The sequence below is a fragment of the Kitasatospora sp. NPDC127116 genome, from assembly GCF_042677365.1.
GTDB lineage: Bacteria > Actinomycetota > Actinomycetes > Streptomycetales > Streptomycetaceae > Kitasatospora > Kitasatospora lactacystinica.
Map to the genome: position 1 here is coordinate 33,341 of NZ_JBHXTL010000033.1, position 19,565 is coordinate 52,905.

Here is a 19,565-nt window from a genome sequence, read left to right on the forward strand (position 1 = left end):
CAATCAAACCGCACGCCGGGTGCCCGCATTCCGGGCGTGCCGGGTGAGATCGGACTGCCAGCGGGTCTCGCCGTCCTGGGTGCGGGCGGTGGGGCGCAGGCCGAGGGCGCGGGCGACGGCGGCGGAGGCGTGGTGGTCGGGGTGGATGTGGGCGGCGGCGGTGGTGACGCCGGCGGCGGCGAGGTGGGCGAGCAGGGCGCGGGCGGCCTCGGTGGCCAGGCCGCGGCGCTGCCAGGGGGTGCCGACCACCCAGGCGACCTCGGCCTCGGAGGCGTCGGGGCGGACGGTGGCCTGCACGTAGCCGGTGAGGGCGCCGTCGGCGCGCAGCCGCAGCACCCAGTTGCCCCAGGCCTCGGCCGGGTCGGGGGAGCCGGCGGCGAGCCGGGCGCAGCGGGCGCGCTGCTCCTCGACGGTGGCCGGGCGGCCGCCGGTGAAGGCGTGCAGGGCCGGGTCGGCGAGCGCGGCCGCCAGCTCCTCGGCGTGCCCGGGGGCGATCGGCAGCAGGTCGAGGCGCTCGCTGCGCAGCTCGGCGGTGGTGAGGCCGCTGGTGAGGCCGCTGGTGAGGCCGTTGGTGAGGCCGTTGGTGAGGTCGGGGTGCATGGCGGTATTGAAGGGGATCGGGGGCCGCCGTGCGACGGGGTTTTCGGCCGGTGCTCCGTGGCGGTGCTTCTCCGCGGCCGGGCGCTCGGGGTCGAATGGGGCGACGTCAACACGGAGGAGGTCGCACGGTGCGGTATCTGGTCAGGGAGAAGCTGTTCGCGGTCGGCGACGACTACTGGATCGAGGACGACCGGGGGCACAAGGCGTTCCTGGTGGACGGCAAGGTCCTGCGGCTGCGGGACACCTTCGAGCTGAAGGACGCGCACGGGCGGGTGGTCGCGGTGGTGAGGGAGAAGATGCTCGCCGTCCGCGACGCGATGAGGATCGAGGACGCCGACGGCGAGGTGGTCGCCACCGTCCGGGAGAAGCTGTTCACCCCGTTCCGGGACAAGTACCTGGTGGAGCTGGCCTCCGGCGGCGAGCTGAAGATCCACGGCAACCTGATCGACAAGGACTACCGGATCGAGAACCGGCACGGCGACGAGCTGGCCCGGATCAGCCGCAAGTGGTTCCGGATCCGGGACACCTACGGGGTGGAGATCGCCGACGGTGCGGACGCCGGTCTGCTGCTGGCCGTCGCGGCCTGCGTCGACCACCTGGTGCGGGAGGAGGACTGACCCGTCCCCGGTTTCCCGGCCCCCGGTCCGCCCCTCACCCGGGTGGGGTATCTTTTGCCAACCCTTGACCAGGCAGGTCGGGGGCCCCGACCGGCACGGTCGCGGGGGACGGCGTGAGCGGACCGGGGGCTGGAACCACGATGAACGACATCCTGCACGGGCTCGGTGCGGCGGCGGCCTACGGCACCCTCGGCGTGGTGCTGCTGCTCCTCGGCATCGGCCTGGTCGACCTGCTGACGCCCGGCAAGCTCGGCCGGCAGATCTGGGTCGAGCGCAACCGCAACGCCGCCGTCCTGCTCAGCTCCGCCCTGCTCGGCATCGGCGGCATCGTCTTCACCGCGATCATGTACACCTATGCCGACTTCGCCAAGGGCCTGGTGTCGACGGCCTGCTACGGCCTGCTCGGGCTGGTGCTGATGGCCGTCGCGTTCTGGCTGGTGGACCTGCTGACGCCGGGCAGGCTCGGCGAGATCCTGGTCGATCCGGAGCCGCACCCGGCGGTGTGGGTGTCCGCGGCCTGCAACATCGCGGTGGCGGCGGTGGTGTCGGCCGCGATCGCGTAGGCCGCGATCGCGTAGGCCGGGGCCGCGCTGCGCCGGGCGAGGCTACGCCGGGCGGGGCGCCTCGCCCAGGACGTGCTCCCGGCCCCAGTCCCCCAGCGGCCCCAGCGCCGTGTTCAGGCGGTGCCCCGCCCCGGTCAGCGCGTACTCGACCCGGGGCGGCACCTCGTCGTACGCCTCCCGGTGCACGATGCCGTGCGCCTCCATCTCGCGCAGGTGCGCGGCCAGCACCTTCTCGGTGATCCCCGGCAGCAGCCGGCGCAGCTCGCCGAAGCGGCAGTGCGGGCGTTCGCCCAGGGCCCAGAGGATCGACACCTTCCACTTGCCGCCGATCACGTCCATCGCGGCGTCGGTCCCGCAGACGTGCGCCCCAGGCCTCGACACGATCGCCATGCCCACCCCTTCCGGCCCCTGCCAGCTCGATGCTCACCCCAGGGTAACCACCCACTTCGAAGTGCGTACTTGATCGTTTCCGGGGCCGGCGCGGAGGCTGACTGCCATGGCAACCAACCCCGTTGAGAACACCCCCAGGACCCCGCTCACCCTGCTCGGCCTCGGCGCTATGGGCACCGCGCTGGCCGAGGCCTGGCTCGCCGCCGGGCACCCGCTGACCGTCTGGAACCGCACCGCCGCCCGTGCCGACGGACTCGCCGCCCGCGGCGCCACCGTCGCCGCCACCGTCGCGCGGGCCGTCGCCGCGAACCGGCTGGTCGTCGTCTGCCTGCTCGACGACGCCTCCGTGCCGGCGGCGCTGGACGGCGTCGACCTGACCGGCAAGGACCTGGTCAACCTGGTCACGGGCACTCCCGGGCAGGCCCGTGCCCGGGCCGCCTGGGCCGAGGAGCGCGGCGCCCGCTACCTGGACGGCGGGATCATGGCCGTCCCGCCGATGATCGGCGTCCCGGCGGCCGGGGCGTACGTGTTCTACAGCGGCTCGTCCGAGCTGTTCGAGGAGCACGGGGGCGCCCTCGCCGTCCCGGCCGGCACCCGCTACGTGGGCGCCGACGCCGGGTACGCGGCGCTGCACGACGTGGCGCTGCTCAGCGGGATGTACGGGATGTTCGCCGGGATCGCGCACGCCTTCGCGCTGGTCCGCGGCGAGGCCGTGGCGCCGAGCGGGCTGGCGCCGCTGCTGGGCGACTGGCTGGCCGCGATGTCCGGCTCGGTGGCCAGGACGGCGGCGCAGCTGGAGAGCGGCGACTACGCCCGGGACGTGGTGTCCAACCTGGCGATGCAGGTGGCCGGCAAGGAGACGCTGCTGCGCACCGCCGAGGAGCAGCGGGTGAGCGCCGAACTCCTCGAACCGTACTTCCGGTTGATGGAGCGCCGACTGGAGGTCGGTGGCGGCGGCGAGGACCTGACCGGGGTCGTCGACCTGCTGCGACGGTGAGGGCCGGCCGGTAACGTACCGGCATGGCAGACCTCGAAGAACGCGCCACCGTCGTCGCGTCCGAACCAGGGCAGGCCGGGGCGGGGGTGGTCGTCAGACCGCGCCGCGCCGACGACCTCGCCGACTGCGTCCGGGTGCTGGGCGACGTCCACACCGTCGACGGCTATCCCGCCGACTGGCCCGACCGCCCCGCCGCCTGGCTGACCCCGGACGGCCTGCTCGCCGCCTGGATCGCCGAGTCGGACGGCCGGCTCAGCGGGCACGTCGGCCTGGCCCGCAGCGCCCCGGGCGACCTCGCCCCCGTCCTGTGGAGCGGGCGCACCGGCGGCCGCCCGGAGCTCACCGCCGTGATCGGCCGGCTCTACGTCGCCCCCGGGGCGCGCGGCCACCTGGTCGGCGCCCGGCTGCTGGCCTGCGCCGTGGCGCACGGGCGGGCGCTCGGCCTGCACCCCGTCCTCGACGTGCTCGCCACCGACACCGCCGCCGTGGCCCTCTACCGCCGCCTCGGCTGGACCCACCTCGGCGGCGGAGACCAGCAGTGGGCCTCCGGACGCACCGTCACCGTCCACTGCTTCGCCGCCCCGAGGGGGTGAGTTCCGGCCCGCCCGGCCGTCGTGGCCGGGCGGACGGGCGGACGGGCGAAGGCCGGGCAGGCGGGCAGAGACGGGGAGGGGGAGGGCCGGGGCTCAGGCCGCGGGGCGGTCGGACACCGGGCGGCGGCGCAGGGCCGGCGTGGTGAGGGCCGGGGGCTGCCAGACGCCGTCGGCCCGGTAGAGGTCGGTGCCGGGCGGGACGATGGCGTCGATGCGGTCGAGGGTGGCGTCGTCCAGGACCAGGTCGGCGGCCTTGAGGGCCGATTCGAGCTGCGCCGCGGTGCGCGGGCCGATGATCACCGACGTGACGGCCGGGTGGGCCGCCGGGAAGGCGGTGGCCAGCTCGGGGAGGGTGCGGCCGAGCTCCTCGGCGAGGGCGGTGAGGGCCTCGACGGCCTCCAGCTTGGCCGCCGTGGTGGGCAGCTCCGGGTCGAAGCGGTGCGGGTGGAGGGCGGCCCGGCCCCGGCTGAGGTCGATCGGGCGGTCCTTGCGGTAGCGGCCGGTCAGGAAGCCACCGGCGAGCGGGCCCCAGGTCAGCGCGCCCATGCCCAGCCGCTGGACGACGGGCAGCACCTCGCGCTCCACGCCCCGGGCGAGCAGCGAGTACGGCGGCTGCTCGGTGCGGAAGCGCTGCAGGCCGCGGCGCTCGGCGACGTGGTGGGCGTCCACGATCTGCTCGGCGGGGAAGGTGGAGCAGCCGAAGGCGCGGATCTTGCCCGCCCGGACGAGGTCGCCGAGGACGGAGAGGGTTTCCTCGATGTCGGTGGTGTGGTCCGGTCGGTGGACCTGGTACAGGTCGATCCACTCGGTCCGCAGCCGACGCAGGCTCTCCTCGACCTCGCGGACGATCCAGCGCCGCGAGTTGCCGCCCCGGTTGTGGCCCTCGCCCATCGGGAAGTGCACCTTGGTGGCGAGCACGATCTCGTCGCGGTCGCCACGGGCGGCCAGTGCCTTGCCGACGATCTCCTCGGACTCGCCGGCCGAGTACATGTCCGCGGTGTCGATGAAGTTGATGCCCCGGTCGACCGCGGTGCCGATCATCCGGGCGCAGTCGTCGTGGTCGGAGTTGCCGACGGAGCCGAACATCATGGTGCCGAGGCAGTAGGTGCTCACCTCGATGCCGGTGCCGCCGAGAACGCGGTAGCGCATGGCCGTTCCCCCTGGTTGGCGATCAGTTGCGTGTCAGAGATTAGGAGTTGGAGTGCACTCCAGCGCAAACGCGGCTCGGCTCCCTCGGGTGGGGGAGCCGGATCACCGCACCGGGGGAGGAGCGGCGGGGGTGGCGCGGGCGAGCCTGTCGGCATGGTGAGGAACGGGTGGGCGGTGACCGGCTGGGGCCTCGGGTACGCCGGGTTCGGGCTGGGGTGCGCGCTGGGCGGGACGCGGCTGCTGGGGGCGGACTGGCCGGGGTGGGTGGTGGCCGCCGTGGGGGTCGCCTCGGCGGCCGCCGGCGTGGCGGTGGTGCGGCGAACGCCGGTGCGGGGGCTGTGGTGGCTGCTGTGGCTGGTGTGCGGGGCGGCCGCGGTCGGGGCCTGGGGCCTGCTGATGGACCTGGTGACGCTGCTGTTCGGCCAGCGGGTGGACAGCGTCCCCGACGCGGTGGAGCGCACCCTGGCGGCGGTGGGGGCGGTGCTGCTGGCCCGCACCGCCCCGGGGCTGCGGCCCGGTGCCCGCGGCGGCCCGGGCGGCCGGGCCGAACGGGTGGCGCCGGCTCCCGCAGCGGCCCCGCCGATCGTCCAACTCGCCGCCTGGGCAGGCACGCTGGCGTTCGTTCCGTACGTGCTGATGAAGCTGATCTGGGCGTTCGGCGGCAGCTTCGCCGGGATCAGCGGCGACCAGATGTACGCGAGCTACGTGCGCAACGGCTCCTCCGGGCTCTGGCTCGCCCTGGAACGCCGGGGCCTCGACGGCACCGTGCTGCTGGCGTTGCTCGGGGTGTTCCTGCTCTGGGGACTGGTCCGCCCGTGGGGGCAGGTCTTCCCGCGCTGGACCCTGCCGCTGCGCGGCCGCCGGGTGCCGCGCTGGCTGCCGCTCACCCCGGCCCTGCTGGGCGCGGCTTCGCTGGCGCCGTACGGGGTGGTCGGGATCGGCTACCTGACGCTGTGCACCGCCGGGGTGACGCGGATCAGGCTGGGGGAGTTCGCCAGTGAGCAGAGCGCGCTGGAGATCTCCTGGGTCGGGATGTGCGGGTTCGCCGGGTACGGGGTCGCGCTGGCGGTGGCCGCCCGGTCGTACTGGCGGCGGACGAGGGGGTGACCTCGCAGTGGTTTGCTGAGGCGGCAACAAAGCTTGCCGATGCTGTAGGGCGGCCCGCAGCCTGGCGGTGGAGGTGAGCGCCATGGGCGAGACGGCAGGGACGGCAGGAACGACCGGGACACCCGGGACGACCGGGATCGGGGAACGCGAGCGCTACGACGTGGTGGTGGTCGGCGCCGGAGCGGTGGGGCTGAACGCCGCGCTGGTGCTGGGCCGGGCCCGTCGCCGGGTCGCCGTGGTGGACGCCGGCGAGCCGCGCAACGCGCCCGCCGCCCACATGCACGGCTACCTGAGCCGGGACGGCATGCCCCCGGCGGCGCTGCTGGCGGTCGGGCGGGAGGAGGTCGCCCGGTACGGGGTGGACCTGATCGACGCCCGGGTCGAGCACATCGAGTCCGTCGAGCACAGCGATCACATCGAGTCGGCCGAGCAGAGCGATCGGATCGAGTCCGCCGAGCCGGCCGGGTCCGCCGGGTCGGGCTTCGTGGTCCACCTGGCCGGCGGGCCGGTGCTGCACGCGCGCCGGGTGGTCGTCGCCACCGGGCTGCGGGACGGGCTGCCGGAGCTGCCGGGCCTGGTCGAGCGGTGGGGCCACGACGTGCTGCACTGCCCGTACTGCCACGCCTGGGAGGTCCGCGACCGACCGCTCGGAGTGCTCGGCACCGGCCCGGGGGCGGTCAACCAGGCGCTGCTGCTGCGGCAGTGGTCGGCGGACGTGGTGCTGCTCGCGCACACCCTGGCGCTGACGGACGCCGAGCGGGAACGGCTCGCGGCCCGGGACGTCGGGGTGGTCGAGGGCCGGATCGTCCGCCTGGTGTCCGACGACGGGCGGCTGCGCGGCGTCGAACTCGCCACCGGGCAGGTGGTGCCGCGCGAGGCGGTGTTCGTCTTCCCGCGGCCGGTGCCCCGGGACGCGCTGCTCTTCGGCCTCGACTGCGCCCGGGACGACAACGGCTGGGTCACCACCGACCGGACCGGCCGCACCAGCCTCCCCGGCGTCTGGGCGGTCGGCAACGTCGCCGACCCGCGTGCCCAGGTGGTCACCGCCGCCGGGATGGGCGCGGCGGCGGCCTTCGCGCTCGACCACGACCTCGTGGCCGAGGAGCTCGACCGGGCGGTGCGGACGTACCGCGCGTCCGGCGCCGCCCTGCCCGCCTGAGCGGGAAGCTTTCGTCAACCCACCCACGATCGGAGAATCCGGATGTCAGCGCAGCAGCACGGCCACTCCCACGGGCACGGCCACTCCCACTCCCATGGGCACTCCCACGGCCACGGGCACGTTCCCGCCGCCGACTTCGACTGGGACGCGCTCGCCGCGCACCTGGAGCTGGAGGCCGACCTGCGGGCCGGCGCCGTCACCGAGGCCGGGCGCTGGCTGCTCGGCCTGCACGGGGAGGGCGAGGTGCGGCGGGTCCTCGACGTCGGCAGCGGCCCCGGGGTGATCGCCGGACTGCTGGCGGAGGTCTTCCCGGCGGCCGAGGTGGTGGCGGTCGACCAGTCGGCCGCCCTGCTGGAGCGCGCCCGGACCCGCTCCGGCGGTCGGCTCGGCACCCAACAGGCCGACCTGCCCGAGGAGTTCGGCAAGCTCGGCGAGGCCGACCTGATCTGGTCCGGCAACGCCGTCCACCACCTGGGCGACCAGCAGGCCGCGCTCACCTCGCTCGCCGGGGTGCTGCGGCCCGGCGGTCTGCTCGCCGTCGCGGAGAGCGGCCTGCCGGCGCGCTACCTGCCGCGCGACTTCGGCCTCGGCCGGCCCGGCTTCCAGGCCCGGATGGACGCCGCCCACGAGGACGGCTTCAGCGCCATGCGGGCCGAACTGCCCGGCAGCACCCAGGAGATCGAGGACTGGCCGGCCATGCTGCGGCGGGCCGGACTGACCCCGACCGGCACCCGCACCTTCCTGGTCGACCACCCCGCCCCGCTCGCCGGGCCCGTCCGCGGCTACCTGCACACCCAGCTGACCCGGCGCCACGACCAGCTCGCCGAGCAGCTCGACGCCGAGGACCGGGCCACCCTGGAGGCACTGCTCGCCGAGGACGCCCCCACCGGCATCCTGCACCGTCCGGACGCCTTCTACCTCTCCGCGATGACCGTCCACACGGCCCGCCGGGACTGATCCGGCGGCCGCGGGGTCCTCGACCGTACAGCTGGCGACCGTACGGCCCGCGACCGTACGGCCCGCGACCGTACGGCCGGAGACCCGACGGCCCGCCGCGTCAGCCCGCGAGGAAGGCGGCCACCGTACGGGTGAAGGCGGCCGGATCGTCGAGCCACGGGTAGTGGCCGGCGCCGGGCTGGACGGCGGCACGGGCGTGGCGGAACAGCGCGGCCGCGGAGCGGACCGCCCCGGGGCGCGGGTCGGGGTCGTACTCGCCGGCCAACAGCAGCGTCGGCACCGGGAGTTCGGCGACGGCGGCGCGGACGGCGGCGGGCCGGAAGCCGCCGGCGTGGTACGCCGCGGCGGCCTCCGGGTGGCTCTGGACGGCGCAGTCGGCCTCGTGGGCGCGGGCGGTGGCGTTCCAGTCGCCGTGGAAGAGCGGTGCCACGGCGCCGGGGTCGGCGGTGCCGCCGGCGAAGGCGGCGCGGACGGCGGCCCGGGCGGCCGGGTACCACTCCTCGTCGGCGAGGCCGCGGGCCTCGGCCGCCTCGCGGTAGTCGTCCTCGGTGGCGGTGCCGCCGAGGATCCGGAGGCTGGGCGTGACCAGCACCAGCCGGCCGGTGCGCCCGGGGTGCCGCAGCGCGTACAGGGTGGCGAGCGAGCAGCCGGCGGAGTGGGCGAGGAGGTCGGCCCGGTCGAGCCCGAGGTGCGCCCGGAACGCCTCGACGTCGGCCACCTGCCGGTCGACCCGGTAGCCCGCCGGGTCGGCCGGGCGCGCCGATCGGCCCGTGCCGCGCAGGTCGAGGACGTGCAGGGCGCGGTGCGCGCCGAGGCCGCCGAGGTCGCCGAGGTACGCGGCGTCGCGCATCGGGCCGCCGGCGAGGACGAGCAGCGGCTCGCCCTCGCCGAGGACGCGGTAGCCGAGTGGGGTGCCGTCGGGGCCGGTGAAGGTCGTCATCGAAGGATCGTGGCAACCGCAGACCGGCCGGGGCAACGGGAAATCGGCCGGGCCCCGCCGCCGCGGGGCCGTTCACACCGGTCAGCCCGCCGAGCCGCCGAAGCGCGCCGTCCAGGCCGCCAGGTCCTCGTCCGTGATCTTGGCGAACAGCACCGGCGGCACCGTGAACGCCGTCCCGGCCGGCACCAGGTCCAGCGCCCGCGCCTCCTGCGGGGCGATCCAGTCCCGGGTGGCGGCCGGGGAGTCCTCGGGCAGCGCGAAGGCCCCGCGCATCGCCGCCGCGGTGGCCGGGATGAACGGTTCGGAGACCACCGCGTACAGGTGGATCAGGTTCATCGCGGTGCGCAGGGTCAGCGCCGCCGCCTCCGGGTCGGTCTTCACCTGCAGCCAGGGCGCCTTCTCGTCCAGGTACGCGTTGCCCGCGCTCCACAGCGCGCGCAGGGCCTGCGCCGCCTTGCGGAAGTTGAGCGAGTCCAGCTGGGCCTCGTACTCGGCGAGCAGCGCGGCGACCTGCTCGCCGAGGCGCTGCTCGGCCTGCCCCGGCGCGTGCCCGCCCGGGACGTCGTCGCCGAAGCGCTTGCGGCTGAAGGAGAGCACCCGGTTGACGAAGTTGCCGAGGGTGTCGGCGAGGTCCTTGTTGACCACCGAGGCGAACAGGTCCCAGGTGAAGCTGGAGTCGTCCGACTCGGGCGCGTGCGCCATCAGGAAGTAGCGCCAGTAGTCGGCGGGCAGCAGCTCCAGCGCGACGTCGGTGAAGACGCCGCGCTTCTGGCTGGTGGAGAACTTCCCGCCGTAGTACGTCAGCCAGTTGAAGGCCTTGACGTAGTCGACCTTCTTCCACGGTCGGCGCGAGCCGAGCAGCGTGGCCGGGAACATCACGGTGTGGAACGGGACGTTGTCCTTGGCCATGAACTCGGTGTAGCGGACGGTCTCGTCGACCTCGTACCACCAGGACTTCCAGTCCCGCAGCTGCCCGGCCGGGGCCGCGTCCGCCCATTCCTTGGTGGCGCCGATGTACTCGATCGGGGCGTCGAACCAGACGTAGAACACCTTGCCCTCGGCGGCCAGTTCGGGCCACACGTCGGCGGGCACCGGGACTCCCCACTCCAGGTCGCGGGTGATCGAGCGGTCCTGGAGGCCCTCGGTCAGCCACTTGCGGGCGATCGAGGAGGCCAGCACCGGCCAGTCGTCGGCGTGGGCGGCGACCCAGTCCTCGACCTCCTCGGTGAGCTTGGACTGGAGCAGGAACAGGTGGCGGGTCTCCCGGACCTCCAGGTCGGAGCTGCCGCTGATCGCCGAGCGCGGCTCCAGCAGGTCGGTCGGGTCGAGCACCCGGGTGCAGTTCTCGCACTGGTCGCCGCGGGCCTTGTCGTAGCCGCAGTGCGGGCAGGTGCCGACGATGTAGCGGTCCGGCAGGAAGCGGCCGTCGGCGTTGGAGTACACCTGGCGGATCGCGCGCTCCTCGATGAAGCCGTTGCGCTGCAGTTCGCGGGCGATCTCCTGGGTGATCTCCCGGTTCTGCGGCGAGGAGCTGCGGCCGAAGTGGTCGAAGGAGAGCCCGAAGCCCTCGTACACCGCCCGCTGCGCGTCGTGCGCCCGGGCGCAGAACTCCGCGACGGGCAACCCGGCTTCCTGGGCGGCCAGTTCGGCGGGCGTGCCGTGCTCGTCGGTGGCGCAGATGAACAGCACCTCGTGCCCTCGTCGGCGCAGGTACCGGGCGTGGACGTCCGCCGGGAGCATGGACCCGACCATGTTGCCCAGGTGCTTGATCCCGTTGATGTACGGAAGGGCGCTGGTGATCAGGTGCCGAGCCATCCTCGGATGCTCCGATTTCTCCCGCACGCGCACCCCACCCGGAGTGCCGTGTCAGGCGCAGGGGTCCACTGTGGGCTGCAAGCCTAGGGCAAGCGGGGGGTCCTGGCGCACGCGGCGGGCCGGGGCGGACCGCACTTCCGGAGTGGGGCGGACCGGGCTTCCGGAGCGGGGTGGACCGCAGGTCCGGAGCGGGTCGGACCGTGCTTCCGGGCCCGGGGCGGACGGCACTTCCGGGGCGGCGTGGACGGCACGTCCGGGCCGGGCGTCACGGCCGGCTGAAGTCGCCGTACCGGTCGAACTCCCCGGACTTCACCCCGCGGACGAAGGCGGCCCACTTGCGGGGGGTGGTCTGCACGACGACCTCGGGCCGGTCGGACTCTCGGATCTCCACCAGCTCGCCCGCCGATCTGACCTCGACGCAGTCGGTGCTCTCGCCGCTGGCCGAGGCCTTGCGCCAGGTACTCATGCGAAGTCTTTCAGCAAGGCCCGGATGAAGTCCCGGGACTCGTCCGGCCCGAGCGCGATGGCCGCGGTCTCCTCCTTGATCCGGCGGTAGGAGGCCAATTCGGCCTGGGTGTGCACGAATTTCGGCCCGTGGGAGAGATCGATCTGGACGGTGTCGAGTTCCGGGACGGGTCCGCGGGCGAGGTACAGGCTCTCTCCGGAGCCGGTGTAGGTGGGCACGCTGAACGGGATCACCCGGATCTCCACACCGGGCCGTTCGGAATTCTCCAACAGGCTCCGCAACTGGTCGCGCAGTACTTCCGGACCGCCGAACTGCATGCGCAGCGCGGACTCGTGCAGGAATGCGCTGTACGGCTTCGGGTGGTCGACGAAGATCTGCTGGCGCCGAATCCGGAATGCCTTCCGGACGTCGGCCTCCTGCCGGTACTGCGGGGGGAGCCGCTCGAACACCGCGGCGGCGTACTCCGGGGTCTGCAGCAGTCCGGGGATGAAGGTGCTGTTCAGGATGGAGAGGGAGGACGCGTGGTGCTCCATCTCCGCGATGTCGATGATCGCGTTCGGCAGCCGGCCGCGGTAGCCGTCCCACCAGTACTTGCGCCGGTCCTGAGTCATCGTCAGCAGCGCGTCCAGGTAGGGGCCGTCCGCGCAACCGCAGGTGAGTGCCCAGATCCGGAGCCGCTCGGCGCTGATGCCCGACTTCCCGTTCTCCATCTGGGAGATCTTGGGCAGGTCGGTGCCGATGGTGGCGGCCAGGCTCTTGGGCGTGACGCCCACGAGCTCGCGCATCCTGCGCAACTCGATCCCGAGGCGCTGCTGGCGCACGGTCGGCGACAAGCGGGGTGGCATGACTCTCTTCTCCGGGTCGCGGCTGGCGTCGATGCTTCCGGTGAAGTGTGCCGCGCGTGCCGGGCCCTAGCTACCGAAATGGGGGATACCCCACGATGGAGTGAACGTCCTTCCGCTCGGTAGCAACTCTGGCACCTTGACCCTATGGTCATCCGTGTCACTCGCTGACTTGTTGCCGCCTAAACAGTCGTCAAACAGTCGTCAATCGGCCGTAATGACACATCAGATGCATGGTCGCGGCGCCCGAAATCATCGACCGGAGACAGCCATGCCCCTCCCCTCCGTACTCGGCCTTCCCCATCGGCCCCACCGGCCCCACCCGTCCCGGCGCATTTCCGCATCCCGGTGAATGCGCTTCTCGTCGCCGGATTGTCGGCGCTCCTGCTCGCCGTCCTGTTCGTCGGCTGGCTGGTCTGGCTGGTGAACGTCAAGCCCTCCGAACTCCGTGCGGTGAAGCGCGAGTTGGCGGCCGGCCATGCCGCCGCGGGGGACCGGAAGTAGCCGCGCGGCCGGCCGGGGCGCGGCTCAGCCCCGGGAGAGCCGTTCCGTCAGCCGGGACTCGGCCGCCGGCCACTCGTCGGCGAGCATCGAGAAGTAGACGCTGTCCCGCCAGCTGCCGTCGGGGCGCAGCCGGTGGCGGCGCAGGGTCCCCTCGTACTGGGCGCCGAGGCGCAGGACCGCGGCGCGGGAGCGCTCGTTGCGGGCGTCGGTCTTCCAGAAGACCCGGCCCATGCCGAGGTCCTCGAAGGCGTGGCGCAGGAGCAGCAGCTTGGCCTCGGTGTTGACCGCCGTGCGCCAGACCGAGCGGGCGTACCAGGTGCCGCCGATCTCCACGGACTCGTCCGGCGCGCTGTGGTCGTGGTAGCCGGTGACGCCGACGGCCCGGCCGCTCGCGAGGTCGACGGCGGCGAAGTTCACCGACTCGCCCGCGGCCGCCTCCGCGATCCGGGTGTCGAGGATCGCGCCGAGCTCCTCCTGCGAGCCGGGCTGCGGCGACATGGTCCAGCGCCAGACGTCGGGGTCGGGGCCGATGGCGGTCCAGAGGTCGGCGAGGTGGCGGCGCTCCAGCGGCTCCAGGCGGATGTGGCGGCCGGTGAGGGTGACGGGTGCGGGCTGCTTCGCGGTCATGATCCGAACGTAGCCCGATTGTGCACTAGAGGCAATAGGTGTTTGAACTAGTGCAAAAGCCTGAGTGCAGAAGATCCAGCGCGGAGGATCCAGCGCGGAGGATCCGGGACGACGAAGGGCCCCGCAGGACGGTGCGTCCTGCGGGGCCCTCGGTGAAGAGCGGGTTCCGACTCAGATGAACGAGTTGATCTGGATCGTCTCGTCGCGGCCCGGGCCGACGCCGATGGCGGAGATCGGCGCGCCCGACATCTCCTCCAGCGCCTTCACGTACGCCTGGGCGTTCTTCGGCAGATCGGCGAAGGACTTCGCCTTGCTGATGTCCTCGGTCCAGCCCGGCAGCGTCTCGTAGATCGGCTTGGCGTGGTGGAAGTCCGACTGGTTGTAGGGGAGCTCCTCGACCCGCTTGCCGTCGATCTCGTACGCGACGCAGACCGGGATCTGCTCCCAGCCGGTCAGCACGTCCAGCTTGGTGAGGAAGAAGTCGGTGAGGCCGTTGACCCGGGTCGCGTAGCGCGCGATCACGGCGTCGAACCAGCCGCAGCGGCGGTCGCGGCCGGTGGTGACACCGCGCTCGCCGCCGATCCGGCGCAGCGCCTCGCCGTCCGCGTCGAGCAGCTCGGTCGGGAACGGGCCGGAGCCGACGCGGGTGGTGTAGGCCTTGAGGATGCCGATGACCCGGTCGATCTTGGTCGGGCCGATGCCGGCGCCGGTGCAGGCGCCGCCCGCGGTCGGGTTCGACGAGGTCACGAAGGGGTACGTGCCGTGGTCGACGTCGAGCAGGGTGCCCTGGCCGCCCTCCAGCAGGACGACCTTGTCCGCCTTCAGCGCCTCGTCCAGGACGAGGGTGGTGTCGGAGAGGAAGGGCTTGATCTTCTCCGCGTAGCCCAGGTACTCCTCGACCACCAGGTCGGCCGGGATGGTGCGGCGGTTGTACAGCTTGACCAGGATCTGGTTCTTGTCGTGCAGCGCCGCCTCGATCTTCTGGCGCAGGATCGACTCGTCGAACAGGTCCTGGACCCGGATGCCGACGCGGTTGATCTTGTCCGCGTAGGTCGGGCCGATGCCGCGGCCGGTGGTGCCGATCCGGCGCTTGCCGAGGAAGCGCTCGGTGACCTTGTCCAGGGTGCGGTGGTACGGCGTGATCAGGTGGGCGTTGCCCGAGATCAGCAGCTTGGAGGTGTCGATGCCGCGCTCGTTCAGGCCGGCCAGCTCGGAGAGCAGCACGGCCGGGTCGATCACGACGCCGTTGCCGATCACCGGCGTCACGTTCGGGCTGAGGATTCCGGAAGGGAGCAGGTGCAGGGCGTACTTCTGGTCGCCGATGACCACCGTGTGACCGGCGTTGTTGCCGCCCTGGTAGCGGACCACGTAGTCCACGGAGCCACCGAGGAGGTCGGTGGCCTTCCCCTTGCCCTCGTCTCCCCACTGAGCGCCAACGAGCACGAGTGCCGGCACAGGCGTACACCCCTTCCGGTTGGGGCATCCTGCGTAGGCCGCAGTCTGCCCCGAGATAGACGAAGCCCCTGGCGCAATGGCGCAAGGGGCTCTTGCACCGAGAGATTACCTGAGGAAGGACCGGTCGTGTCGTCCCTGTCCACGCCTGCTACCGGCGGCCCGGAGCCGCTCCTGCTGCTCCTCGACCCGGTGGCCCGGCAGACCGACGGCGAGTCGGTGCGGATCGCGAAGGACGTGCTCTGCGGGGGCGCGGACGTGAAGGTGGCCTTTCCGGAGAGCCCTTCCGAGCTCGACCGGGTGCTTTCGCACCGGGGCCGGAGGCGACCGGTGGTGATCGGTTCCGACCTCGCGCTGCAGCGGGTGCTCCAGGCCCTGCATCGCCAGCGTGAGCTGGGCACGGAACCGGTGGGGATGGTTCCGGTCGGCCGCTCGCAGGAGCTGGCGGCGGCCCGCGCGCTCGGCGTGCCGGGGGAGCCGGTCCGGGCCGCGCGGGCGGTGCTGTCGGGCGCGCCGCGCCGGCTGGACCTGCTGGTGGACGACGGTGGCGGGGTGGCGCTGGGCGGGGTGCGGATCACCGGCGGGGGTGCGCGGCGCATGGTGGGCCGTTCGGGTGGCTGGCGTTCGCTATGGGCGAAACTGGCTGCGGCCGAGCAGGCGAACGCACTCACCGAGGACGGCGCCGACCACAGCTCCCGGGTCCGGGTCGAGGCGGACGGCCGACTGCTCGCGGACGTCCACCGGCCGGTCCGGCTGGTCCAGGTCACGCTCCCGTCCGGTGCCTCGGACGGGACGGGCGAGATGGAGGTGGTGGTCGCCGCCTCCGGCGCCCTGGTGCGCGCCCGGGCGGCGAGCGTGTCGGTGGTGGGGCGGGGCTTCGACTACGAGGCGGACGGCCGCCCGGTCGGTCCGGTCCGGGCGCGGACCTGGACGGTGCACCCGGGAGCCTGGGGCCTGCTGCTGCCGGCCGCCTGAACGCCCGCCCGCCCGCCTGAACGCCCGCCCGCCCGCCCGACCGCCCGACCGCCCGACCGGTGGGCGACCGGCGGGCGACGGGTGGGGGAACGCCGGGTGAGCAGGCTCACGTTCGTCCGTGCCCGGACCCCCGCCGCCGCGCACCCGGAACTCCCCAACAGGCGCGAACCACAAGGCCAAGCGCCGCCCGCCGGAATTCCCCCCACCCGAAATCCCCGGCCGGTAAGGGGTTTTGTCTACGCGCATCAACTCGCGATCGCCGGACAAACCCGCAGTCCCGGGGTCCGACAGCCCGGGTCAACTGCCCTAGACTCGAAGGCGTGCCACGTGGTGACGGAAGACTCAACCACGATCTTCTTCCCGGTGAGAAAGGCCCCCAGGACGCTTGTGGCGTCTTCGGTGTCTGGGCTCCCGGCGAGGAGGTCGCCAAGCTCACGTTCTTCGGCCTTTACGCCCTGCAGCACCGCGGTCAGGAATCCGCGGGCATCGCAGTGAGCAACGGCTCCCAGATTCTCGTCTTCAAGGACATGGGCCTCGTTTCCCAGGTCTTCGACGAGGCATCGCTGGGGTCGTTGCACGGGCATATCGCCGTCGGACACGCCCGCTACTCGACCACCGGTTCCTCGGTCTGGGAGAACGCCCAGCCGACCTTCCGGGCGACCGTTCACGGTTCGCTGGCCCTCGGGCACAACGGAAACCTGGTGAACACCGCCGAACTGGCGGCCATGGTCGCCGAACTCCCCGGCGAGGAGCACGTCTCGCGCTCCGGCCGGAGCGCCGCGACCAATGACACCGACCTGGTGACGGCGCTGCTCGCCGGCCACCCGGACCTCTCCATCGAGGAGACGGCCAAGGTCGTGCTGCCCCAGGTCAAGGGCGCGTTCTCGCTCGTCTTCATGGACGAGCACACCCTCTACGCCGCCCGTGACCCGCAGGGCATCCGCCCGCTGGTGCTCGGCCGGCTGGAGCGCGGCTGGGTGGTCGCCTCCGAGACGGCGGCGCTGGACATCTGCGGCGCCTCCTTCATCCGCGAGGTCGAGCCCGGCGAGCTCATCGCCATCGACGAGAACGGGATGCGCAGCTCCCGGTTCGCCGAGGCCAAGCCCAAGGGCTGCGTCTTCGAGTACGTCTACCTGGCCCGCCCCGACACCTCCATCGCCGGCCGCAACGTGCACCTCTCCCGCGTGGAGATGGGCCGCCGGCTGGCCAAGGAGGCGCCCGTCGATGCCGACCTGGTGATAGCGACGCCCGAGTCCGGCACCCCCGCCGCGATCGGCTACGCCGAGGCCAGCGGCATCCCGTACGGCTCCGGCCTGGTGAAGAACGCCTACGTGGGCCGCACCTTCATCCAGCCCAGCCAGACGATCCGCCAGCTCGGCATCCGGCTCAAGCTCAACCCGCTGCGCGAGGTCATCGCGGGCAAGCGCCTGGTGGTCGTGGACGACTCGATCGTCCGCGGCAACACCCAGCGCGCGCTGGTGAAGATGCTCCGCGAGGCCGGCGCCGCCGAGGTGCACATCCGGATCTCCTCGCCTCCGGTGAAGTGGCCCTGCTTCTTCGGCATCGACTTCGCCACCCGCGCGGAGCTGATCGCCAACGGCATGACCATCGAGGAGATCGGCCGCACCCTCGGCGCGGACTCGCTCTCCTACATCTCGATCGACGGCATGATCGAGGCCACCGCGCAGCCGAAGGACCGGCTCTGCCGGGCCTGCTTCGACGGCGAGTACCCGATGGAGCTGCCGGACCCGGCGCTGCTCGGCAAGCTCCTGCTGGAGGCCGAGATCAAGGGCGGCCAGCAGCCGCCGGCCGTCCGCGGCAAGCCGACCAGCGGCAGCGACCTGGACGGCGTCCAGTCGCTGCTCGGCGGGGCGGGCGCGGCCGACGCGCTGCGCCGGCCGTAACGAACCGACGGTGGGGTCCCGTGAACCGGGGCCCCACCGCTGTTCCACCCCCTGCTGTTCCGTAGAACCACCCCCACCTGACCCGAAAGGGCCGCACGCAGTGACCAGCAACCAGAACGGTGCCACCTACGCCGCCGCCGGTGTCGACATCGAGGCGGGCGACCGCGCCGTCGAGCTCATGAAGCAGTGGGTGAAGAAGGCCAACCGCCCCGAGGTGGTCGGCGGTCTCGGCGGTTTCGCCGGCCTCTTCGACGCGTCCGCCTTCAAGAACTACGAGCGGCCGCTGCTGGCCTCGGCCACCGACGGCGTGGGGACCAAGGTGGCCATCGCCGCCGCCATGGACAAGCACGACACCATCGGCCACGACCTGGTCGGCATGGTCGTCGACGACCTGGTGGTGTGCGGCGCCGAGCCGCTGTTCATGACCGACTACATCTGCGTCGGCAAGGTCGTCCCGGAGCGGGTCGCCGCGATCGTCAAGGGCATCGCCGAGGGCTGCGCGCTGGCCGGCTGCGCCCTGGTCGGCGGCGAGACCGCCGAGCACCCGGGCCTGCTGGGCCCGGACGAGTACGACGTCGCGGGCGCCGGCACCGGTGTGGTGGAGGCCGACGCGCTGCTCGGCGCGGACCGGGTCCGGGCCGGCGACGTGGTGATCGCGATGGCCGCCTCCGGCCTGCACTCCAACGGCTACTCGCTGGTCCGCCACGTGCTGCTGAACGAGGCCGGCTGGAAGCTGGACCGCAAGGTCGAGGAGTTCGGCCGCACCCTCGGCGAGGAGCTGCTGGAGCCGACCCGGATCTACTCGCTGGACTGCCTGGCGCTCACCCGCGCCACCGAGGTGCACGCCTTCTCGCACGTCACCGGCGGCGGCCTGGCGGCCAACCTGGCCCGGGTCGTCCCGGACGGCCTGCACGCCCGCCTGGACCGCGGCACCTGGACCCCGCTGCCGGTCTTCCAGACCGTCGCCGAGGTCGGCAAGGTGGCCACCCTGGAGATCGAGAAGACGCTGAACATGGGCGTCGGCATGGTCGCGGTCGTCCCGCCGCACTCGGTGGACGTCGTGCTGTCGATCCTGGAGGACCGCGGCGTGGAGGCCTGGCTGCTCGGCGACATCGTCGAGCGCGGCGACGGGCACGAGGGCGGCGCGGCCCTCTACAACGCCTACGAGGGCTTCCGGGCGAGCTGACCCCGGCGTGACGACGAGAGGGCCCCTCCGGAGCACCGGAGGGGCCCTCTCGCGTGCGGTGGAGGCGGTCGGCGGGCCGTACGGGGGAACGCCGGGCGGGGCGGTCCGGCGCGAGGGAACGCCGAAGACCGGTCCGGCGCCCTGGCGGGTGCCCGAACCGGTCGGCGGGACTGCTGTGGCTACGAGCGGCGGGAGGCCTGGGACGCCCCGGTGCCTGGCCCGTTGTCGTCCTCGTCGTCGAGGTCGGCGTAGCGGGCTGCGTACTCCGCGTACGGGTCGTCCTCCTCCTCCTCGATCGGCTCCGGCTCGATCGAGGCGGTGGACGGAGATACGCCCAGCTCGTTGGACAGACGGTTAGCGTCGAACCCGCCGCTGTTGTACTTCAGCTCGCGGGCGACCTTCGTCTGCTTGGCCTTGGCCCGGCCGCGCCCCATGGGTCGACCCCCTCAACGATGGGGCTCACGGCCCCGAGTCTGACACGTGTTCATGATCAGGACCGGCCTGCCCGAATGGGAGGACCGTCCCTTGGAGCATTAACGGTACCTGTTTCCGCCGCTGGACGGTACGTCGTCGGTGTGACGTGGCGCGCACCGACCGCACCCGCGACCAGGTCTTCCCAGGTCAAGGGAGGTTTTGCGGCGTTTTGCGCGCTGTCCAGAGGTGTCTGAGGTCCGTCGTTCCAGGACTGATTATCCCCCCTAGGGGGGCCTCGGATCACCCGT

Annotated in this window: 21 protein-coding genes; 11 read left to right on the forward strand and 10 right to left on the reverse strand. The window is 73.0% G+C overall.

The features are described 5' to 3' along the window. Positions 1–3: 3 nt before the first annotated feature. The gene (locus ACFVHV_RS15905) at positions 4–600 is read right to left on the reverse strand and encodes a GNAT family N-acetyltransferase (protein WP_380351647.1); all 597 of its coding nucleotides are present in this window, start codon (positions 598–600) and stop codon (positions 4–6) included. Between the two features lie 128 nt (positions 601–728). Here ACFVHV_RS15905 and ACFVHV_RS15910 point away from each other — a divergent pair, with 128 nt between their 5' ends. Both ACFVHV_RS15910 and ACFVHV_RS15915 read left to right on the forward strand, forming a co-directional pair. Further along, positions 729–1,217, forward strand: a complete 489-nt coding sequence (locus tag ACFVHV_RS15910; RefSeq protein ID WP_359898003.1) for an LURP-one-related family protein — start codon at positions 729–731, stop codon at positions 1,215–1,217. 140 nt (positions 1,218–1,357) lie between these two features. Continuing rightward, complete coding sequence (locus ACFVHV_RS15915; protein ID WP_359898002.1) at positions 1,358–1,780, forward strand: DUF350 domain-containing protein; 423 nt, start codon at positions 1,358–1,360, stop codon at positions 1,778–1,780. Between the two features lie 42 nt (positions 1,781–1,822). On the opposite strand, the gene ACFVHV_RS15920 is transcribed toward ACFVHV_RS15915, so the two are convergent. Beyond that, a complete protein-coding gene (locus ACFVHV_RS15920; RefSeq protein ID WP_359898000.1) occupies positions 1,823–2,170 on the reverse strand; it encodes a helix-turn-helix domain-containing protein in 348 nt (115 codons plus the stop codon). Positions 2,171–2,276: 106 nt separating this feature from the next. On the opposite strand from ACFVHV_RS15920, the gene ACFVHV_RS15925 reads away from it, so the two are divergent. Together ACFVHV_RS15925 and ACFVHV_RS15930 are read left to right on the forward strand one after the other, a co-directional pair. Further along, a complete protein-coding gene (locus ACFVHV_RS15925; protein WP_380351650.1) occupies positions 2,277–3,167 on the forward strand; it encodes an NAD(P)-dependent oxidoreductase in 891 nt (296 codons plus the stop codon). A gap of 23 nt (positions 3,168–3,190) precedes the next feature. Then, the gene (locus tag ACFVHV_RS15930) at positions 3,191–3,760 is read left to right on the forward strand and encodes a GNAT family N-acetyltransferase (RefSeq protein WP_359897996.1); all 570 of its coding nucleotides are present in this window, start codon (positions 3,191–3,193) and stop codon (positions 3,758–3,760) included. 93 nt (positions 3,761–3,853) lie between these two features. Here the strand turns inward: ACFVHV_RS15930 and ACFVHV_RS15935 are convergent, their stop codons facing one another. Next, entirely contained in the window at positions 3,854–4,909 is a 1,056-nt protein-coding gene (locus tag ACFVHV_RS15935) for an aldo/keto reductase (RefSeq protein ID WP_359897994.1), read from the reverse strand. 153 nt (positions 4,910–5,062) lie between these two features. Here ACFVHV_RS15935 and ACFVHV_RS15940 point away from each other — a divergent pair, with 153 nt between their 5' ends. The 3 genes from ACFVHV_RS15940 to ACFVHV_RS15950 all read left to right on the forward strand — a co-directional run bounded on the left by ACFVHV_RS15940 (position 5,063) and on the right by ACFVHV_RS15950 (position 8,132). Then, on the forward strand, positions 5,063–6,016 hold the full coding sequence (locus ACFVHV_RS15940; protein ID WP_380351652.1) for a hypothetical protein: 954 nt from the start codon (positions 5,063–5,065) through the stop codon (positions 6,014–6,016). Between the two features lie 82 nt (positions 6,017–6,098). After that, positions 6,099–7,175 (forward strand): NAD(P)/FAD-dependent oxidoreductase, encoded by a 1,077-nt coding sequence (locus ACFVHV_RS15945; protein WP_380351654.1) that lies wholly within the window; start codon positions 6,099–6,101, stop codon positions 7,173–7,175. Between the two features lie 42 nt (positions 7,176–7,217). After that, positions 7,218–8,132, forward strand: a complete 915-nt coding sequence (locus ACFVHV_RS15950) for a class I SAM-dependent methyltransferase (RefSeq protein ID WP_359897989.1) — start codon at positions 7,218–7,220, stop codon at positions 8,130–8,132. A 100-nt stretch (positions 8,133–8,232) separates the two neighbouring features. Here ACFVHV_RS15950 and ACFVHV_RS15955 read toward each other — a convergent pair whose 3' ends face one another. From ACFVHV_RS15955 to ACFVHV_RS15970, 4 genes are all read right to left on the reverse strand, one after another. After that, positions 8,233–9,072 carry an alpha/beta fold hydrolase gene (locus ACFVHV_RS15955; protein WP_380351656.1) on the reverse strand — a complete coding sequence of 280 codons (840 nt, stop codon included), beginning with the start codon at positions 9,070–9,072 and terminating at the stop codon, positions 8,233–8,235. Between the two features lie 81 nt (positions 9,073–9,153). Continuing rightward, a complete protein-coding gene (gene metG / locus ACFVHV_RS15960) occupies positions 9,154–10,887 on the reverse strand; it encodes a methionine--tRNA ligase (protein ID WP_359897987.1) in 1,734 nt (577 codons plus the stop codon). Positions 10,888–11,152: 265 nt separating this feature from the next. Next, positions 11,153–11,353, reverse strand: coding sequence for a DUF397 domain-containing protein (locus tag ACFVHV_RS15965; RefSeq protein ID WP_359897985.1), 201 nt, complete (start codon positions 11,351–11,353; stop codon positions 11,153–11,155). Next, positions 11,350–12,198: a helix-turn-helix transcriptional regulator gene (locus ACFVHV_RS15970; protein ID WP_359897983.1), complete on the reverse strand. Its 849-nt coding sequence runs from the start codon at positions 12,196–12,198 to the stop codon at positions 11,350–11,352. Before ACFVHV_RS15970 ends, ACFVHV_RS15965 begins: the two co-directional genes overlap by 4 nt. 345 nt (positions 12,199–12,543) lie before the next feature. Between ACFVHV_RS15970 and ACFVHV_RS15975 the strand changes: the two genes are divergently transcribed. Further along, entirely contained in the window at positions 12,544–12,699 is a 156-nt protein-coding gene (locus ACFVHV_RS15975) for a hypothetical protein (protein ID WP_359897981.1), read from the forward strand. A gap of 24 nt (positions 12,700–12,723) precedes the next feature. Here ACFVHV_RS15975 and ACFVHV_RS15980 read toward each other — a convergent pair whose 3' ends face one another. After that, positions 12,724–13,326 (reverse strand): GNAT family protein, encoded by a 603-nt coding sequence (locus tag ACFVHV_RS15980; protein WP_359897979.1) that lies wholly within the window; start codon positions 13,324–13,326, stop codon positions 12,724–12,726. Positions 13,327–13,497: 171 nt separating this feature from the next. Continuing rightward, the gene (locus ACFVHV_RS15985) at positions 13,498–14,781 is read right to left on the reverse strand and encodes an adenylosuccinate synthase (protein ID WP_359897977.1); all 1,284 of its coding nucleotides are present in this window, start codon (positions 14,779–14,781) and stop codon (positions 13,498–13,500) included. A gap of 126 nt (positions 14,782–14,907) precedes the next feature. On the opposite strand from ACFVHV_RS15985, the gene ACFVHV_RS15990 reads away from it, so the two are divergent. From ACFVHV_RS15990 to purM, 3 genes are all read left to right on the forward strand, one after another. Next, entirely contained in the window at positions 14,908–15,753 is an 846-nt protein-coding gene (locus tag ACFVHV_RS15990) for a diacylglycerol kinase (protein WP_380351659.1), read from the forward strand. 320 nt (positions 15,754–16,073) lie between these two features. Next, a complete protein-coding gene (gene purF, locus ACFVHV_RS15995; protein ID WP_359897974.1) occupies positions 16,074–17,657 on the forward strand; it encodes an amidophosphoribosyltransferase in 1,584 nt (527 codons plus the stop codon). A gap of 100 nt (positions 17,658–17,757) precedes the next feature. Beyond that, entirely contained in the window at positions 17,758–18,843 is a 1,086-nt protein-coding gene (purM, locus tag ACFVHV_RS16000) for a phosphoribosylformylglycinamidine cyclo-ligase (protein WP_359897972.1), read from the forward strand. A 179-nt stretch (positions 18,844–19,022) separates the two neighbouring features. On the opposite strand, the gene ACFVHV_RS16005 is transcribed toward purM, so the two are convergent. After that, complete coding sequence (locus ACFVHV_RS16005) at positions 19,023–19,277, reverse strand: DUF3073 domain-containing protein (RefSeq protein WP_380351661.1); 255 nt, start codon at positions 19,275–19,277, stop codon at positions 19,023–19,025. Between the last annotated feature and the right edge of the window lie 288 nt (positions 19,278–19,565).

Bases quoted from the DNA above. Each gene is read 5' to 3' on its own strand.
- ACFVHV_RS15905 (WP_380351647.1), bottom strand. From the start codon at position 600: ATGCACCCCGACCTCACCAACGGCCTCACCAACGGCCTCACCAGCGGC.
- ACFVHV_RS15915 (WP_359898002.1), top strand. From the start codon at position 1,358: ATGAACGACATCCTGCACGGGCTCGGTGCGGCGGCGGCCTACGGCACC.
- ACFVHV_RS15920 (WP_359898000.1), bottom strand. From the start codon at position 2,170: ATGGCGATCGTGTCGAGGCCTGGGGCGCACGTCTGCGGGACCGACGCC.
- ACFVHV_RS15925 (WP_380351650.1), top strand. From the start codon at position 2,277: ATGGCAACCAACCCCGTTGAGAACACCCCCAGGACCCCGCTCACCCTG.
- ACFVHV_RS15930 (WP_359897996.1), top strand. From the start codon at position 3,191: ATGGCAGACCTCGAAGAACGCGCCACCGTCGTCGCGTCCGAACCAGGG.
- ACFVHV_RS15935 (WP_359897994.1), bottom strand. From the start codon at position 4,909: ATGCGCTACCGCGTTCTCGGCGGCACCGGCATCGAGGTGAGCACCTAC.
- ACFVHV_RS15940 (WP_380351652.1), top strand. From the start codon at position 5,063: ATGGTGAGGAACGGGTGGGCGGTGACCGGCTGGGGCCTCGGGTACGCC.
- ACFVHV_RS15945 (WP_380351654.1), top strand. From the start codon at position 6,099: ATGGGCGAGACGGCAGGGACGGCAGGAACGACCGGGACACCCGGGACG.
- ACFVHV_RS15950 (WP_359897989.1), top strand. From the start codon at position 7,218: ATGTCAGCGCAGCAGCACGGCCACTCCCACGGGCACGGCCACTCCCAC.
- ACFVHV_RS15955 (WP_380351656.1), bottom strand. From the start codon at position 9,072: ATGACGACCTTCACCGGCCCCGACGGCACCCCACTCGGCTACCGCGTC.
- metG (WP_359897987.1), bottom strand. From the start codon at position 10,887: ATGGCTCGGCACCTGATCACCAGCGCCCTTCCGTACATCAACGGGATC.
- ACFVHV_RS15965 (WP_359897985.1), bottom strand. From the start codon at position 11,353: ATGAGTACCTGGCGCAAGGCCTCGGCCAGCGGCGAGAGCACCGACTGC.
- ACFVHV_RS15970 (WP_359897983.1), bottom strand. From the start codon at position 12,198: ATGCCACCCCGCTTGTCGCCGACCGTGCGCCAGCAGCGCCTCGGGATC.
- ACFVHV_RS15980 (WP_359897979.1), bottom strand. From the start codon at position 13,326: ATGACCGCGAAGCAGCCCGCACCCGTCACCCTCACCGGCCGCCACATC.
- ACFVHV_RS16005 (WP_380351661.1), bottom strand. From the start codon at position 19,277: ATGGGGCGCGGCCGGGCCAAGGCCAAGCAGACGAAGGTCGCCCGCGAG.